This window comes from Streptomyces sp. NPDC012769 (genome assembly GCF_042901205.1).
Lineage (GTDB): Bacteria > Actinomycetota > Actinomycetes > Streptomycetales > Streptomycetaceae > Streptomyces.
Genome location: NZ_JBIBCP010000006.1, coordinates 521,278 through 536,624 on the forward strand (window position 1 = coordinate 521,278; position 15,347 = coordinate 536,624).

At 71.6% G+C, this 15,347-nt stretch carries 15 protein-coding genes and 1 pseudogene; 8 read left to right on the forward strand and 8 right to left on the reverse strand.

Going from position 1 to position 15,347, the window contains the following annotated elements; all coding sequences use genetic code 11:
- Window positions 1-76 precede the first annotated feature (76 nt).
- Window positions 77-1,354 (forward strand): thymidine phosphorylase, encoded by a 1,278-nt coding sequence (locus ACFY7C_RS31025; RefSeq protein ID WP_389656797.1) that lies wholly within the window; start codon window positions 77-79, stop codon window positions 1,352-1,354.
- 100 nt (window positions 1,355-1,454) lie between these two features.
- Window positions 1,455-2,042, forward strand: a complete 588-nt coding sequence (locus ACFY7C_RS31030) for a Uma2 family endonuclease (protein WP_389656800.1) — start codon at window positions 1,455-1,457, stop codon at window positions 2,040-2,042.
- Here the strand turns inward: ACFY7C_RS31030 and ACFY7C_RS31035 are convergent.
- Complete coding sequence (locus ACFY7C_RS31035) at window positions 2,035-2,685, reverse strand: HAD family hydrolase (protein ID WP_389656803.1); 651 nt, start codon at window positions 2,683-2,685, stop codon at window positions 2,035-2,037. The genes ACFY7C_RS31030 and ACFY7C_RS31035 overlap by 8 nt on opposite strands.
- Window positions 2,686-2,758: 73 nt before the next feature.
- Between ACFY7C_RS31035 and ACFY7C_RS31040 the strand changes: the two genes are divergently transcribed.
- Together ACFY7C_RS31040 and ACFY7C_RS31045 are read left to right on the forward strand one after the other, a co-directional pair.
- Window positions 2,759-3,115: an STAS domain-containing protein gene (locus ACFY7C_RS31040; protein WP_389656806.1), complete on the forward strand. Its 357-nt coding sequence runs from the start codon at window positions 2,759-2,761 to the stop codon at window positions 3,113-3,115.
- 95 nt (window positions 3,116-3,210) lie between these two features.
- On the forward strand, window positions 3,211-5,292 hold the full coding sequence (locus ACFY7C_RS31045; RefSeq protein ID WP_389656809.1) for a hypothetical protein: 2,082 nt from the start codon (window positions 3,211-3,213) through the stop codon (window positions 5,290-5,292).
- Between the two features lie 55 nt (window positions 5,293-5,347).
- On the opposite strand, the gene ACFY7C_RS31050 is transcribed toward ACFY7C_RS31045, so the two are convergent.
- From ACFY7C_RS31050 to ACFY7C_RS31060, 3 genes are all read right to left on the reverse strand, one after another.
- A complete protein-coding gene (locus tag ACFY7C_RS31050) occupies window positions 5,348-6,298 on the reverse strand; it encodes a sigma-70 family RNA polymerase sigma factor (RefSeq protein WP_389656812.1) in 951 nt (316 codons plus the stop codon).
- A 101-nt stretch (window positions 6,299-6,399) separates the two neighbouring features.
- Window positions 6,400-7,095: a L,D-transpeptidase family protein gene (locus ACFY7C_RS31055; RefSeq protein ID WP_389656815.1), complete on the reverse strand. Its 696-nt coding sequence runs from the start codon at window positions 7,093-7,095 to the stop codon at window positions 6,400-6,402.
- Window positions 7,096-7,174: 79 nt separating this feature from the next.
- Window positions 7,175-8,434, reverse strand: coding sequence for an MFS transporter (locus ACFY7C_RS31060; protein ID WP_389656818.1), 1,260 nt, complete (start codon window positions 8,432-8,434; stop codon window positions 7,175-7,177).
- Window positions 8,435-8,497: 63 nt separating this feature from the next.
- On the opposite strand from ACFY7C_RS31060, the gene ACFY7C_RS31065 reads away from it, so the two are divergent.
- Window positions 8,498-9,451, forward strand: a complete 954-nt coding sequence (locus ACFY7C_RS31065) for a LysR family transcriptional regulator (protein WP_389656821.1) — start codon at window positions 8,498-8,500, stop codon at window positions 9,449-9,451.
- Here ACFY7C_RS31065 and ACFY7C_RS31070 read toward each other — a convergent pair.
- The gene (locus ACFY7C_RS31070; RefSeq protein WP_389656824.1) at window positions 9,440-10,213 is read right to left on the reverse strand and encodes an alpha/beta hydrolase; all 774 of its coding nucleotides are present in this window, start codon (window positions 10,211-10,213) and stop codon (window positions 9,440-9,442) included. The genes ACFY7C_RS31065 and ACFY7C_RS31070 overlap by 12 nt on opposite strands.
- A gap of 155 nt (window positions 10,214-10,368) precedes the next feature.
- On the opposite strand from ACFY7C_RS31070, the pseudogene ACFY7C_RS31075 reads away from it, so the two are divergent.
- Window positions 10,369-11,577: pseudogene (locus ACFY7C_RS31075) on the forward strand (RNA-guided endonuclease InsQ/TnpB family protein).
- A gap of 133 nt (window positions 11,578-11,710) precedes the next feature.
- Here the strand turns inward: ACFY7C_RS31075 and ACFY7C_RS31080 are convergent.
- Window positions 11,711-12,499 carry a GNAT family N-acetyltransferase gene (locus tag ACFY7C_RS31080; protein WP_389656827.1) on the reverse strand — a complete coding sequence of 263 codons (789 nt, stop codon included), beginning with the start codon at window positions 12,497-12,499 and terminating at the stop codon, window positions 11,711-11,713.
- A 104-nt stretch (window positions 12,500-12,603) separates the two neighbouring features.
- On the opposite strand from ACFY7C_RS31080, the gene ACFY7C_RS31085 reads away from it, so the two are divergent.
- Both ACFY7C_RS31085 and ACFY7C_RS31090 read left to right on the forward strand, forming a co-directional pair.
- Window positions 12,604-13,758: an adenosine deaminase gene (locus ACFY7C_RS31085; RefSeq protein WP_389656830.1), complete on the forward strand. Its 1,155-nt coding sequence runs from the start codon at window positions 12,604-12,606 to the stop codon at window positions 13,756-13,758.
- Between the two features lie 184 nt (window positions 13,759-13,942).
- Window positions 13,943-14,374: a hypothetical protein gene (locus tag ACFY7C_RS31090; protein ID WP_389656833.1), complete on the forward strand. Its 432-nt coding sequence runs from the start codon at window positions 13,943-13,945 to the stop codon at window positions 14,372-14,374.
- A gap of 65 nt (window positions 14,375-14,439) precedes the next feature.
- Here the strand turns inward: ACFY7C_RS31090 and ACFY7C_RS31095 are convergent, their stop codons facing one another.
- Together ACFY7C_RS31095 and ACFY7C_RS31100 are read right to left on the reverse strand one after the other, a co-directional pair.
- Entirely contained in the window at window positions 14,440-14,640 is a 201-nt protein-coding gene (locus ACFY7C_RS31095; protein WP_389656836.1) for a PspC domain-containing protein, read from the reverse strand.
- Between the two features lie 89 nt (window positions 14,641-14,729).
- Window positions 14,730-15,314: a VanZ family protein gene (locus ACFY7C_RS31100; RefSeq protein ID WP_389656839.1), complete on the reverse strand. Its 585-nt coding sequence runs from the start codon at window positions 15,312-15,314 to the stop codon at window positions 14,730-14,732.
- Window positions 15,315-15,347 lie beyond the last annotated feature (33 nt).

Below are 15,347 nucleotides of genomic sequence, written 5' to 3' on the forward strand. Positions count from 1 at the left end.
GGAGCGGCCCTTCCGGCACGATGGAAGGGCCGCTCATCCTTTCCCCCTCTATGCGCGTAGAAAGAGGCACCATCACATGGACGTCATCTCCGTCATCCGCACCAAGCGGGACAAGGGCGAGCTGAGCCCCGAGCAGATCGACTGGGTCATCGACGCCTACACCCGCGGGGAGGTCGCCGACGAGCAGATGTCCGCCCTGGCCATGGCGATCCTGCTGAACGGCATGAACCGCGACGAGATCGCCCGCTGGACCGCCGCCATGATCGCCTCCGGCGAGCGCATGGACTTCTCCTCCCTGTCCCGGCCCACCGCCGACAAACACTCCACCGGCGGCGTCGGCGACAAGATCACCCTGCCGCTCGCCCCGCTGGTCGCCGCCTGCGGCGCGGCCGTCCCGCAGCTCTCCGGCCGCGGTCTCGGCCACACCGGCGGCACGCTCGACAAGCTGGAGTCCATTCCCGGCTGGCGGGCGCTGCTCTCCAACGAGGAGATGCTGCACGTCCTCGACACCACCGGCGCGGTCATCTGCGCGGCCGGCGACGGCCTGGCGCCCGCCGACAAGAAGCTCTACGCCCTGAGGGACGTCACCGGCACCGTCGAGGCCATCCCGCTGATCGCCTCCTCGATCATGTCGAAGAAGATCGCCGAGGGCACCGGCTCGCTGGTCCTGGACGTGAAGGTCGGCACCGGCGCCTTCATGAAGACCATCGAGGACGCCCGCGAGCTGGCCTCCACGATGGTCGCCCTCGGCACCGACAGCGGCGTGAAGACGGTCGCGCTGCTCACCGACATGTCGACCCCGCTCGGCCTGACCGCCGGCAACGCGCTCGAGGTCCGCGAGTCGGTCGAGGTCCTCGCCGGCGGCGGCCCGGCGGACGTCGTCGAGCTGACCGTGGCGCTCGCCCGCGAGATGCTCGACGCGGCCGGGATCAAGGACGCCGACCCGGCGAAGGCCCTCGCCGACGGCTCGGCGATGGACGTGTGGCGCCGCATGATCGCCGCACAGGGCGGCGACCCGGACGCCACCCTGCCGGTCGCCCGGGAGCAGCACGTCGTCACGGCGCCCTCCTCGGGCGTCCTGACCCGCCTCGACGCCTACGACATCGGCATCGCCGCCTGGCGCCTGGGCGCCGGCCGCGCCCGCAAGGAGGACCCGGTCCAGGCCGGCGCGGGCGTCGAGCTCCACGCCAAGCCGGGCGACACGGTGACCGCGGGCCAGCCGCTGCTGACCCTCCACACGGACACCCCGGAGAAGTTCGACTACGCCCTGAAGTCCCTGGAGGGCGCCTGGGACATCGCGGCGGCGGGCACGGCGTTCACGCCGAACCCGATCGTCCTGGACCGCATTGCCTGAGGCATATACCTCTGACACGTTCAGGTGAACGGGGCCGATGGACGACCGTCGGCCCCGTTCGGCATGCTGGGATCGGTGACGCACCGAAGAGGAGACCGCCATGAGCGCACTCACCGTCGACCACTCGTCTTATGACTACGAGTGGGACGACCTGGTCCGGATCTGGGAGGAGACGGACGCACCCGAGGGCTGCAAGGTGGAGATCATCGAGGGGATCATCACCGTGTCACCGTCACCGGCTCGCCGACACAACCTCATTGCCTCGCTCGTACATCGCCGACTGGTCCTCGCCATGCCCGAGGACTGGGCCGTGGTGCAGACGCAGGCGATCGCCGTACCCCCGCGCAAGGGGATCTACATTCCGGACCTGGCCATTCTTCCGTTGGCGACCCTCGACGCGCCGGGGCAGTACGTCGCCGCAGACGATGTCGAACTGGTCGCTGAGGTCACCTCACCGTCGAACGGCAACCACGACCGCATCAGTAAAGCCGCCGGATACGCCGCTGCAGGGATCCCGCTGTATCTCCTGATCGACTCATTCGCCCCCGGCGGCCCCACCGTCACCCTCTACGGCGAGCCGAAGAGCGGCGTCTACCGCGTGCTGGGTGCCGTGCCCTTCGGAAAGGGAATCGACCTCCCCGCTCCCTTCGACCTCACCCTCGACACCGCCGAATTCCCTCTCAGATGAAAAGCAGCCCCGGCAGTCGGCGCATGTCCTCGAAGACGACCGTTCGCTCGCCCTCCAGGCGGTCCGCGTGCGTCAGGCCGCCGCTGTAGCCGAAGGCGCGCATACCGGCCGCGCGGGCGGCCCGGACGCCGTAGGCGCTGTCCTCGACCACCGCGCACCGCTCCGGCGGGACGCCCATCGTGGCCGCCGCGTGCAGGAAGAGGTCCGGCGCCGGCTTGCCGCGGGCCACGTCACGGGCGCTGAAGATCCGGCCCTCGAAGCGGTCGAGCAGCCCGGTGCGGGTGAGGTTGCGACGGATCGAGGCATGGCTGCCGTTGGAGGCCAGACAGAAGGGGACGTCGAGGGCGTCGAGGACGTCCGTGACGCCCTCGACCACCGTCAGTTCCGCGTCCAGCGCCTCCTCGTACAGGTGCCGGAACGGCTCGTGCCAGTCCACCGGCAGCGACCGGCCCGCGCGCTGCTCGACCAGGGCCGTCAGGGCGTCGTGGGAGGAGCCCACGAACAGCTCGGCCATCTCCTGCTCGGTGAACTCGGCACCGACGCGCGCGAACACGTCCCGGTCCACCCGGCAGTAGATCCGCTCGCTGTCCACCAGAACGCCGTCACAGTCGAAGATCACCAGTTCGACGCGATCATGAGTCATGGCGCCGAGCCTAGAGGGTGGCCCGGACCGGCCCGCCCGATGAGTTCCGGGTGCGGCGGCGGTCTGCCCCCGTGTGGACAGCTCTCGAACTCTCCGGCTGCGGCTCCCCGGGCGGCCCGCCCCGGACGATGTAGGCCGCCTCTGCGCCCGCCTCGCGGCGGCCGAACCCGCCGATGTCGTCTGTGTCGTCGACGCCCGCGGGCCGGCCGGTCTCGCCGTGGTCGACGCCCTCGCCCGGATCCGGCTCGCCGCGGACCGGCACGGGCACCGGATGCGGGTCGAGGGCGTGGGGCCCGAGCTGCGCGCCCTGCTCGCCTTCACGGGCCTCGACGCGGTGCTGGACGGGGTGCTCGACGGGGCGCCGGACGGGGTGACGGATGTGGTGGACGACAACCAGGGGACCGGCGTCGAACGCCCGTACCCCGCGTGATCTCATAAGCGCCGATTCAACGAGCGTGCGATCGCGAGGGGTTGTCGTCCTCGTCCGTACGTCCCCCCATACGGACACCCCCGGAGGTCCCCCCCATGCACCGTCGTCGGCTGTTGCCCCTCCTCGCCGCCCTGCTGGCGGTCCTGTGGCCGCTGTGGCCCGCGCCGCCCGCCACCGCGGCCGTCATATCGGACTGCACCGTCCCCGCCACGAAGATCCACGGCACCGCCTCGTCGACCTGGGCGATCAGCGGCTCCCTCGTGCACGACGGCCGCGCCTTCGTCACCAGCCGCGGCCGCAAGTCCGTGGTGATCGCCGAGTACGACCTCGCCACGAAGACGGTCATCGCGGGCAGCGAGCGGAAACTCCCGGACGGCCCCGGCGCCGGCGCGCCCGAGGGCGCCTACGGACTCGCGGCGCACAACGGCAAGATCTACATCGGCACGTACGTCGAGGCCGCCCTCTACAGCTACGACCTGGTCACCCGCGAGGTGAAGCACCTCAAGACCATCGGCGGCGAGGGAGACTTCATCTGGAGCCTCGCCGTCGCCTCGGACGGCACCCTCTACGCGGGCACCTACAACGACGGCAAGGTCTACGAGTACAAGCCCTCGACCGGCATCCTCCGTGACCTCGGGGTCCTCGCCACCGGCGAGCGCTACGTCCGCTCCCTGGACGTCGACGACACCAACGTCTACGCCGGCCTGCTCGACACCAAGAAGATGGTCGCCGTCAACCGGTCCACCGGCGCCGTCCGCGTCCTGGCCCAGGGCGACGCCGGCTTCACCACCGTCTCCGTCGGCCGCACCCGCGTGCGCGGTACCAGCGGCAGCACGCTGTACGACGTGAAGACCGACGGCACCGACCTGCGGAAGGTTCAGATCACGGACCCCGACGGGAAGCCGGAGACGGCCGACATGGTCACCGTCGCGCCCGACTACACCATGTACCTGTCGACCCGCCCGAACGGCAACGTCTACGAGTACAAGACCGGTTACGCCAACCCCCAGCACCTGGGCGCCCCCGTCCCCCTGGACGAGACCCGGGGGCTCTTCCTGGACGGCACCACCCTCACCGGCTTCGCCGGCTTCGGCAAGGTCTGGCAGCTGGACCTCACCACCCGCCAGTCGTCGTACACCAAGCTGAAGGCGGCCGGGTTGAGCGAGGGCGCGGAGCGGCCCCAGTCCATTCTGCGCGGCTCCGACGGGCGGGTCTGGGTCGGCGGTCACTTCATCGTGAACGTCCACGCGCCCGACGGCGGCAAGCGGTTCGTCGAGATCCCGGGCGAGGCCAAGACGCTCGTGGAGCGCAACGGCAAGATCTACTCGGCGCTGTACCCCAGCGGCCGCATCATCATGATCGATCCGGCGACGGTCGTTCCGGTGCCGGACGACCCGGGGGCGGAGACGCACCCGGTCACCGTCGTCGGCCAGCTGCCCAGCGCTCAGCAGCGGCCCTGGGACATGGAGTACGACGCCGCCCGCGACCGGATCCTCGTCGCCACCGCTCCGCTCGGCACCGGACTGCAGGGCGCGCTGAACGTCTTCAGGTTCCCCGACCCGGCCGCGCCCGAGCCGACGTACACCCCCGAGTCGTTCCCCGTCGTCACCAACGAGAGCCTGATGAGCCTCAGCGTGGGCCCGGACGGCACCGTATACGTGGGCACCGACGTGCGCGGCGGTGGCGGCGCCCCGGCGGAGTCGTGGAACACCGCCGCCAGTGTCGCCGCCTTCGACGCCGACCAGGGCAGGCTGCTCTGGGCGATCGACCCCTTCACGGCGGACGGCTACGACACCCTCCAGGACATCAAGGTCCACGAAGGCGTCCTGTACGGCGTCTACAAGCGCACGCCCACCACGGCCAAGCGCTGGTTCGCCATGAACCTGGCCACGCGCCAGATCGTCCACCAGGGCGACCTGCCGGGCTACGGCGAGATCGAGGTGCACAACGGCAAGGTGTTCGCCGCCACCTTCTTCAACGGTGACGTGCACCTGATCGGCCCCGGCCTCACGCAGGCCCAGCAGCTCGCCACCGCCCTCGACGACGAGTGGTACACCAACCCGCAGCTCGCCTTCGTCCCGGGCACCTGGAAGGCCTACGGCCTGGTCGGCCGCGACCTCGCCACCCTGCGGCTCGACCCGTCCTGCCCCAAGGTGCTCGGCCCCTTCCCCTCCTGATGCCGAAGGGGCGGGGCCGTCACCGACGACCCCGCCCCCGCTCGGCACCGGCGGACTACGCCTCCAGCCGCTCCGGCAGGTCGAACAGCGGGAACCAGCGCTTGGTGTCCAGGAAGAAGTCCATCCCGCCGACCTTGCCGTCGTGCAGCTGCAGCACGATCAGCGCCCACGGCGCGTAGCCGCCCTCCGGGTCCGGGTGGTAGTGCGCGAAGGCCGGCTGGCCGTTCGCCACGGTCGGGACCAGCTTCGAGCCCCGGCACACCTCGCCCACGCCCAGCATCCAGCCCACGATGTCGTCGTGGCCGCGCAGCCACAGGTCGTACGGCGGCATGGACATCGTCGCGTCCTCGTGCAGGAGCGCCGTCAGGGCCTTCATGTCGTAGCCCTCGAAGGCGGCGACATAGCGCTCGAGGAGCGCCTTCTGCTCCTCGTCCAGCGGATCCGCGCCGTCCGAGGCGGCCGGCGCCTGCTCGGCGAGGGTGGCCCGGGCCCGCTGCAGCGCGCTGTTGACCGAGGCGACGGTCGTGTCGAGCAGCTCGGCGACCTCGCTCGCCTTCCACGCGAGGACCTCGCGCAGGATCAGCACCGCCCGCTGCTTCGGCGGCAGGTGCTGCAACGCGGCCACGAACGCCAGCCGCACCGTCTCGCGCGAGACCGCCGTCTCCGCCGGGTCCGCCACCGAGGGCAGCACCCGCCCGTCCGGCACGGGCTCAAGCCAGGTGATCTCCGGGCGCTCGTTGAGCCGGGCCTGTGCCACCGGCGTCGGATCCGTCAGATCCATCGGGCGGGCCCGCCGGTTCCCGGCGCTGAGCGAGTCGAGGCAGACGTTCGTCGCGATCCGGTACAGCCAGGAGCGCAGCGAGGAGCGGCCCTCGAAGGAGTCGAGCGAGCGCCAGGCCCGCACCATGGTGTCCTGCACCGCGTCCTCGGCCTCGAAGGCGGAGCCCAGCATCCGGTAGCAGTAACCGGTCAGCTCGGTGCGGTACTTCTCCAACTGGTCGCTCATGCGGTCCACCCCACTCGCCCCTCATCGGCGCCCGTTCGGCACCGACGAGGGGAAGCTACCGCAGCCCACCGACAGCGGGGGCCGACTCCGGGGAGGTTCCGTCACGTTCCGGGCTTGCGCCCGTAGACGAACACGTCGTCACCGTTCCTGAGCAGGCTCCAGTACGCCTTGGCGTCCTTCGTCGTCATGTTGACGCAGCCGCCGGAGCCCGGCGGGTTCCACATCGACTTGGTCGTCGAGTGGAAGGCCTGCCCGCCGTCGAAGAACTGCGAGTACGGCATCGACACGTGGTAGAGCGTCGACCAGTGGTTGATGTTGCGCCAGTAGATCTTCTTCAGGCCGGTACGGGTCTCCGTGCCGTCCTTGCCGGTGCGCACCGGCACCGGGCCGTACTTCAGGCGCGAGCCGTCCTGGATCCAGGTCAGCTGCCGGGTCAGGTCGACGCAGGCGATCCGGCCCTTGTTCGTCGGACACTTGCGGTCCTTGTTGGGATTGGTCCCGGCCGCCTTCTGCGCCAGCATGGTCGACATGGTGCGCCAGGTGACCGTCCCGGCGTAGCCCATCGTCGGCGTGATGCCGTGCTTGCGCTGGAAGGCCTGGATCGCCGTGCAGTCGGCGGCCGACTGCCGTCCGTCGACCGGCCGGCCGAGGAACTTCTCCACCTGCTTCTGGTACGGGCCGGTCGTCACGTTGCAGGACGCCGCCTGCGCCGGGGCGGTGCCGAGCGCCACCGTCAGCGGTACCACCAGAGACGTGACGGCGAGCCCTATGCCCGCTCTTCTGCGTATTCCGTCCATGTTCGTCAACTCCCCCTCGAGTCCTGAAGCCTTTGACGCTCGGGGGAGTCGAACAGTTGCAGTGCCGGGGGCACCGGATTCAGCAGGCGGCGAGCTTGTGCCGGCGCGCCTCGACCCGGGCGCTGTGCGTGCCGTACAGGGTGACCGACACGACGCCGAGCACCGCCACCAGACCGATCAGCACCGTCCCGGCCCAGCCGCCCGCGTGGAAGGCGATCGCGCCGAGCGTGCCGCCCGCGCTGCTGCCCAGGTAGTACGCCGACTGGTACAGCGCCGAGGCCTGCGCGCGGCCCGTCTTCGCCGTACGGCTCACCGAGGAGGAGGCGACCGCGTGGCCGGCGAAGAAGCCGGCGGTGATCAGGACCAGGCCCGCGAGGACGGCGGTCAGCGCGTCGGCGAGCGAGAGCAGCAGACCGGCCGCCGTCGTGGAGACCGCGAGGTACAGCGCGCCGCGCCGGCCCAGCCGGGCGACCAGACCGCCGGCCGCCGCCGAGGAGGCCGTACCCACCAGATACACCAGGAAGATCGAGCCGACCACGCCCTGTGGGAGCGAGAACGGAGCCTCGACCAGCCGGTAGCCGATCACCGTGTACACGGCGCCGAACACCGTCATGAACAGCGCGCCGATCGCGTACAGGCGCATCAGCAGCGGGTCCGCCAGATGCGCACGGACGGTCCGCCCGAGGGCGCGCGGGTCCAGGGAGCCGGGGGTGAAGTGCCGGGCCTTCGGGATGAGGGCCCGGAAGGCGAGCGCGCAGACCACGGCCAGCAGACCGACGGCCGCCAGAGCCGCCCGCCAGCCCCACAGCTGGGCGACCCAGCCGGTGACGATCCGGCCGCTCATGCCCCCGATCGAGTTGCCCGCCACGAACAGGCCGATCGCGGCGATCAGCGCCTTCGGCCGCACCTCCTCGGCCAGGAACGCCATCGCCGACGCCGGCACGCCGGCCAGCGCCGCGCCCTGCACCGCGCGCAGCGCGACCAGGCTCTCCAGGTTCGGCGCGAGCGGGACGAGGAGGCCGACGACGACGGCGACCGCGAGCGAGACCGTCATCGTCGAGCGCCGGCCGAAGCGCTCCGAGAGCGCGCTCAGGGGCAGGACGCACAGGGCCAGCGCGCCGGTCGCGGCGGAGACCGTCCAGGAGGCGGCCGACGCGGTGGCGCCGAACTCGGCCGAGACGGCGGGGAGCAGGGCCTGGGTGGAGTAGAGGAGGGCGAAGGCGGCCACTCCGGCGGCGAAGAGCGCGAGGCTCATCCGGCGGTAGCCGGGGGCGCCGGGGGAGAGGCGGGAGTCGGCGGCCGTGTTGGTGACGGCCGCCTTGGTACTGGCGGAAGGCATGCCTCGAACGTAGGCCGTCCCCGTTTCATGCGTCCAATGCACGGAACTGCTGTAATCGTTCCCATGGTGCATGAGTACAGGTCACAGCATCGGCTGTCACCGAACAGTAACGAAGAAGACATGGGACTGCTGCTCGCGCCGCGTCTCGCGTACTTCGCCGCGGTCGCCCGGCACGAGCATGTGACCCGGGCGGCGGCCGACATGGGCGTGCCCCAGTCCACGCTGTCGCGGGCCATGGTCCGGCTCGAGGAGGACCTCGGCGTCGCGCTGTTCGCCCGCCGCGGCCGTACGGTGTCGCTCACCCCGGCCGGCCGCCGCTTCCTCACCGCCGCCGAGCGGGCGCTCGCGGAGGTCGAGCGGGCCGCCGACACGGTACGCGCCGACGCCGATCCCACGGCCGGCCGGGTCGCCTTCGGCTTCCTGCACACCATGGGCTCCGAGACCGTGCCGGGGCTCATCCGCGCCTTCCGGGTCGACCACCCCAGGGTCCGCTTCACCCTGGTCCAGAACTACGGCGAGGCGATGATCGAACGGCTCCGGGCCGGCGACCTCGACCTGTGCCTGACCTCGCCGGTGCCCGACGCCCCCGACCTCGTCGCCCGCCGCCTCGACGAACAGCGGCTGCGGCTCGTCGTGCCCGACGACCACCGGCTCGCCTCCCGCAAGCGGATCCGCCTCGCGGAGGCCGCCGACGAGACCTTCGTGACCCTGGAGCCCGGCTACGGGCTGCGCCGCATCACCGACGACCTGTGCGCCCAGGCCGGATTCAAGCCCCGCGTCGCCTTCGAGGGCGAGGAGGCCGAGACGCTGCGCGGCCTGGTCGCCGCGGGACTCGGTGTCGCCCTGCTGCCCCCGCCCGCCGTGGCCCGCCCCGGTGTCGTCGAACTCGGCGTGACCTCCCCGCGCGCGGTCCGCGAGATCGGCGTGGCCTGGCTCGACGGGCACCCGGACACCCCGCCGGTCGCCGCCTTCAAGAAGTTCCTGCTGAGCAAACGGGGCAGCCTGCTACCGGAATGAGGCCCCGAACCCCGCCGCCAGCGGCATCCGCAGGCCGAGCGGCGGCGGCGCGGCCATCGCGTCCGCGAGGGGACGGCTCGGAGTGCGGGTGAACAGCGCGGACAGCACGAAGTCCGCGGCCAGGGCGTGCACTTCGTCGGCGTACTGGCGCAGCGCGTGGCCGTCCGCGTGGACCTCGAAGCGGCAGGTCTCCCGGTTGGCCTTCTTGGCCCGCTCGGCGAAGCGGTAGGACAGCTCCGGGTCGGTCCGGGCGTCGTTCGTGCCGTGCACGATCAGCACCCGCCGGCCCATCAGCTGCCGCACCGGCTCCGGTTTGGCCGCCCGGTCGTCCTCCGGCAGCCACGGCGCGACCGCGAGGACCGCGGCCACCCCCGTGTGGCCGGCCGCCCGCAACGCCGCCCGCCCGCCCATCCCGCGCCCCACCAGACACACCGGGACGTCGCCGTAGCGCCGTACCGCCTCCGCGACCGCCCAGGACGCGTCCGCCGCCAACTCCGCGTCGGCACCGTTCCAGCCGCGCCCCCGGTAGCGCACCACATGCGCCACCAGACCGTCCCCGCGCCCCGCCCGCACGAGCCGCCGCCCCAGCGGCAGCATCCCCGCGTGCCCCCGCACGGACGGTCTGCGCCCCGACACGGGCTCGCCGTCCGGCAGGAGCAGAACCACCCCGCCCACCTCCGTGACCGGGTTCGTCGCTCCGACGGGCCGACCGAGCCGGGGTGTCCGGGATCCGGTCGTACCCACGAGTGCGTAGTGCGCCATCAGAACCCTTTCGAGGTATCCACCGGCTTGGGCCGGTGGGGGAGCGACGTCTTGGAGCCGAGCCGCGAAGCGGCGGAGAAGACCTTGTCGTCAGTGGCAGTCGTTAGCTCGAACACGCCACTGATGACAGGGCGAACGGAGAGGGGGAAGCGGGCGTGATCCGCGCGTACAAGTTCCTCCTCAGGCCCACGGTGCACCAGGAAGCGGCCCTTGCCGGGATGCTTGCCGATCACTGCTCGCTCTATCACGGCGCGCTGCAGGAGCGGCGCGACGCCTGGCGGCACGGCTCGAAGACCTCCGTCACATACGGTGACCAGTCCGCCCAGCTCATGGAGATCCGCGCGTTCGATCCGGAGCGGCAGGGCCGCTGGTCGTTCAGCTCGCAGCAGGCGACGCTTCGGCGGCTGGACAAGGCGTTCGCCGCGTTCTTCCGCCGGATCAAGGCGGGTCTCACGCCCGGGTATCCCAGGGCCAAGGGCGTCGGTCGCTTCGACACGGTGATCTTCCCCAAGGATGGGGACGGCTGCCGATGGGACTCCACCCCGCACGACCGGCAGACCCGAGTACGACTCCAAGGCGTCGGGCATGTCCGCGTCCATCAGCACCGGCCGGTGCGCGGCCGGGTGAAGACCGTCAGTGTCAAGCGGGAAGGCAGCCGCTGGTACGTCGTCTTGGCCTGCGACGACGTCGCGGCTGAGCCGCTGGCGCCGACCGGGTCGGCTGTGGGTATCGACATGGGGGTGACGCACTTCCTCACCACGAGCGCCGGTGAGCACGTCACCAACCCACGCTTCCTTCAGGCATGCGCTGAAGAGCTTGCTGAAGCGCAGCGCGCGCCGTCCACGTTCCCGAAGCGCACCAGGCAGCGTACGAAGAAGCACCGGGCCGCAGCCCGGCGCGTGGCGAAGCTGCACGCCAGGATCCGGCGTCAACGCTTGGACCACCACCACAAGACGGCCCTCGCTCTCGTGCGTGATCACGACGTGATCGCGCACGAGCGGCTGAACACGGCGGGCATGACCAGAGCGCCCGCCCCCAGCCCCGATCCCGAAGCGCCTGAAAGCTTCCTGCCGAACGGCGCGGCGGCGAAGGCCGGGCTGAACCGCGGCATCCTCGACGCGGGTCGGGGCATCTTCCTGAACATCCTGGCGAACTAGGCTGAGAGCGCCGGTCGCCGTGTGATCGAAGTGGATGCCCGCAACACTTCCCGCACGTGCCCGGCATGCGGGCATGTCGCGAAGGAGAACCGCGTCACCCAAGCGAAGTTCGCGCGTGTCACGTGTGGCTATACCGCCGACGCGGACCGTGTCGGCGCACTGAACGTCCTCAACAGGGCCGGGCTGGTCCTCCGTGTCGGCGTCTAGGCGCTGATGCGGGAAGCCCGCGACGTCAGTCGTGGGTGGAGTCACGACGGAACAGTCTCAGAAGCCGAGATGTACGGCAGCCGTACGCGCGGTCTCTGTTACGTATCGTCCGCCGGCCCAACGGCCGCCCGCGCTACTCCCGTTCGAAGCAGTCGACGCTGCCCACGGACACGAACCCGCGCCGCTCGTACCACCGGCGCGGCCAGTCGTCGGCGAACGCCGTCAGGAAGCGGGTGGTGCAGCCGGCGTCGGCGGCCGTGCGCAGGGCCGTGTCCAGGACCACCCCGGCGTGGCCCTGGCCGAGGTGCGACTCCGCCGTCACCAGGTCCTCGATCTGCGCCACCCCTACGGCCGGGTCCATGTACAGGTCCGCCCAGGACGCCACCTCGCCCCACTCGTCGTGCGAGGCGAGGAAGCGGACGTCGGCCGCGCCGCGGCGCCGGACCACCCGGCGCTCCACCAGGGCGTGCACCACCTCGTCACCGACGCCCGGCAGGAACCGCCGCCAGCTCTCGGCCAGCGGCCCGCGCAGCGCCGGGAGATCCACCTCGCGGGCCCCGCCGAGCTCGGGCAAGGGGCCGGTGTGGAGCATCAGGACGACCGCCGTGCGCGTGTAGCCGGCGCGCGCGAGCGGCCCCGCGCACGCCTCGGCGGTCACCGGGTCCAGGACGTTCACCGCCCGGTGCGGCAGGTGCGCCAGCACCTCCTCCACCCGCTCGGGCAGCGCCTCGGGGTCGGTGGGGCCGTCGACCAGGACCTGGTTGTCGGCACGCGACAGCGCGTAGGTGTCGTTCAAAGCCGCGAACCCGCCCGGTATCTCCACCGTCCGCTCCGCCTGCCGGCGGGTGAAGGCGGACAGGAAGCCGTGCATCCGGCGCAGTTCGGCACCGGTCGTATCGGGGCCGTTCGCAACTGAGGTCATCCCTGCAGGCTAGGCCGCCCCGCCCCCGCCCGCACCGGAAAAACCGTCCTCCGGATACGGCGCCGAGGGGCGCGCTCTACGCGCGTAGGCGCTAGAGTGCCGCAATGACGAGCCAGATCCCCAGCACCCCCACCACGGACCAGATCCGCCGCGCCCCGAAGGTCCTGCTGCACGACCACCTCGACGGCGGACTGCGCCCCGGCACGATCATCGAACTCGCCCGGGCCCAGGGCTACGACCGCCTCCCCGAGACCGAGCCGGACAAGCTCGGCATCTGGTTCCGGGAGGCCGCCGACTCCGGCTCCCTGGAGCGCTACCTGGAGACCTTCGCGCACACCTGCGCCGTCATGCAGACCCGTGAGGCGCTCGTCCGCGTCGCCGCCGAGTGCGCCGTCGACCTCGCCGAGGACGGTGTCGTCTACGCCGAGGTGCGCTACGCCCCCGAGCAGCACCTGGAGGCCGGACTCACCCTCGAAGAGGTCGTCGAGGCCGTCAACGAGGGCTTCCGCGAGGGCGAGCGGCAGGCCCGCGCCAACGGGCACCGGATCCGCGTCGGCGCGCTGCTCACCGCGATGCGGCACGCGGCCCGTGCGCTGGAGATCGCCGAACTCGCCAACCGCTACCGCGACTCCGGCGTCGTCGGCTTCGACATCGCGGGCGCCGAGGCCGGCTTCCCGCCCACCCGCCACCTCGACGCCTTCGAGTACCTGAAGCGCGAGAACAACCACTTCACCATCCACGCGGGTGAGGCCTTCGGGCTGCCGTCCATCTGGCAGGCCCTCCAGTGGTGCGGCGCGGACCGCCTCGGTCACGGCGTGCGGATCATCGACGACATCGAGGTCGCCGAGGACGGCACGGTCAGCCTCGGCCGCCTCGCCGCGTACGTCCGCGACAAGCGGATCCCGCTGGAGATGTGCCCCACCTCCAACCTGCAGACCGGCGCCGCCGCCTCGTACAAGGAGCACCCGATCGGGCTGCTCCGCAAGCTGCACTTCCGCACCACCGTCAACACCGACAACCGGCTGATGAGCGGCACCAGCATGAGCAAGGAATTCGAATTCCTTGTCGAGGCATTCGACTACACGCTCGACGACATGCAGTGGTTCACGGTCAATGCGATGAAATCAGCGTTCATTCCTTTCGATGAACGACTCGCGATGATCAACGATGTCATCAAGCCCGGATATGCCGAGCTGAAGTCCGAATGGCTGTTCCAGCAGACCGCCACCACCAGCGACTCTTCCCGCCGGACGGACTGACCACGATCTTCGGGACGATGATCGGAGCGGCCGGGCGCACCACGCCCGGCCGCCTTTCGGTGTTTGCGGGTGGGGCGTTTCGCTGGTTAGTTTGCGTAGCCACTCTGCATTCCCCGAAATTCCCCTGCTCTCGGGCCCTCCCCGACGCCCCGAGACATCCGAGATTCCCGAGGAAGATTTTCTGATGAAGCAGTCTGCCGCCAAGACGCTCGGTGTCGCCGCTCTCGGTGCCGCTTTCGCCGCTGCCGCCGCCGGAACGGCCTCCGCCGCCCCCGCGTCGCTGCCGGTCGGCCCCGACGCCCTCGGCCTGGTGACCAACACCCTGCCCCTCGGCGAAGACCTGACGGAGCTCCCCTCGGGCACCGGTGAGGCCGTGGCCGGTGGCCAGGGCGCGCTGGGCACCGGTGTCGAGGAGGGCGTCGTCAAGACCCTTCCGGGCGCGGTCGAGCAGGCCCAGACCCTCCCGGGCGAGCTGCAGGAGCAGGCGCAGAACCTCCCGCTCGAGGGCGCCAAGAGCGGCCTGGACGCCACCCCGCTCGGCGCGGCCGGCGGCCTCCTCGGCGGCCTCCCGGTGGGCGGCCTCGGCGGCCTGCCGGTGGGTGGCCTCGGCCTCTGAGCCCGCCGAAAGCCCGAGGGCGCCCCTCCCGGACCGGGAGGGGCGCCCTCGGGCTTTCGGCGGGACTACCAGGCCGCGCTCGGCGCCTTCTCCGAAGGCAGCAGCAGCCACAGCGCCACATAGAGCAGGAACTGCGGGCCCGGCAGCAGACACGAGGCCAGGAAGATCACCCGCATCGTCGTGGCGGACATGCCGAAGCGCCGTGCCAGCGCCGCGCACACTCCACCGATCATGCGTCCGTCACGGGGGCGGGCAAGTGCGGCCATGGTGGGCTCCTTCGGAGTCTTTCGGGGGCCGTCTCCCCGGCCCTCGATCTGTCTCCATCCTCGCTCCGGCAGGGGGACAAAGCGTCCGTCTACGGGGCGATCCCGACCCTGGGAATCGTCGGGGTCGCCCCCTGAGAAGACCGCTCCCGCCTCCTCCCGGAGGAGGACCCGCCGCCGGCCGGCCGGCGCCCGCGCGGACCGCGGCGCAGCCGCGCCCGCCCCGCCGGCACCAGCAGCAGATGCGCCAGCGCCACTCCCGTCGTGTTCAGGAGCACCGAGTCCACGTCCACGACCTGCCCGGGCACCGCCGTCTGCAACAGCTCCACCGCGAGCGACACCAGCGCCCCCGCGGCGGTCGTACGGGCCAGGGACGCCCACGGCGAGACGGTGAGCCGGCCGTCGGCCATCGGGAGCAGCACCCCGAGCGGGGCGAGCAGCAGCAGTCCGCCGCCGATGCGGCGGGCGGCCTCGACCGGACCGAGCGCCAGGTCGAGTCTGATCCCGGCCAGGGGGGTCAGGTTGGGCGCGGTCACCCAGGCGACGTCGCGCGGGCGGAGCGCCACCCAGGCGACGAGCAGCAGATGCGCGAGGAGGAGGACGAACCCCGCCACGCGTACGACCGTGGCGACACTGCCGCCGGAACCGTCCGAACCGCCCGAACCTTGACGTTGCACGCCCCCCAAGACGCGCTTCCCGGCGGAATCGGT

Bases quoted from the DNA above. Each gene is read 5' to 3' on its own strand.
- ACFY7C_RS31025 (WP_389656797.1), top strand. From the start codon at position 77: ATGGACGTCATCTCCGTCATCCGCACCAAGCGGGACAAGGGCGAGCTG.
- ACFY7C_RS31030 (WP_389656800.1), top strand. From the start codon at position 1,455: ATGAGCGCACTCACCGTCGACCACTCGTCTTATGACTACGAGTGGGAC.
- ACFY7C_RS31035 (WP_389656803.1), bottom strand. From the start codon at position 2,685: ATGACTCATGATCGCGTCGAACTGGTGATCTTCGACTGTGACGGCGTT.
- ACFY7C_RS31045 (WP_389656809.1), top strand. From the start codon at position 3,211: ATGCACCGTCGTCGGCTGTTGCCCCTCCTCGCCGCCCTGCTGGCGGTC.
- ACFY7C_RS31050 (WP_389656812.1), bottom strand. From the start codon at position 6,298: ATGAGCGACCAGTTGGAGAAGTACCGCACCGAGCTGACCGGTTACTGC.
- ACFY7C_RS31055 (WP_389656815.1), bottom strand. From the start codon at position 7,095: ATGGACGGAATACGCAGAAGAGCGGGCATAGGGCTCGCCGTCACGTCT.
- ACFY7C_RS31060 (WP_389656818.1), bottom strand. From the start codon at position 8,434: ATGCCTTCCGCCAGTACCAAGGCGGCCGTCACCAACACGGCCGCCGAC.
- ACFY7C_RS31065 (WP_389656821.1), top strand. From the start codon at position 8,498: ATGGTGCATGAGTACAGGTCACAGCATCGGCTGTCACCGAACAGTAAC.
- ACFY7C_RS31070 (WP_389656824.1), bottom strand. From the start codon at position 10,213: ATGGCGCACTACGCACTCGTGGGTACGACCGGATCCCGGACACCCCGG.
- ACFY7C_RS31080 (WP_389656827.1), bottom strand. From the start codon at position 12,499: ATGACCTCAGTTGCGAACGGCCCCGATACGACCGGTGCCGAACTGCGC.
- ACFY7C_RS31085 (WP_389656830.1), top strand. From the start codon at position 12,604: ATGACGAGCCAGATCCCCAGCACCCCCACCACGGACCAGATCCGCCGC.
- ACFY7C_RS31090 (WP_389656833.1), top strand. From the start codon at position 13,943: ATGAAGCAGTCTGCCGCCAAGACGCTCGGTGTCGCCGCTCTCGGTGCC.
- ACFY7C_RS31095 (WP_389656836.1), bottom strand. From the start codon at position 14,640: ATGGCCGCACTTGCCCGCCCCCGTGACGGACGCATGATCGGTGGAGTG.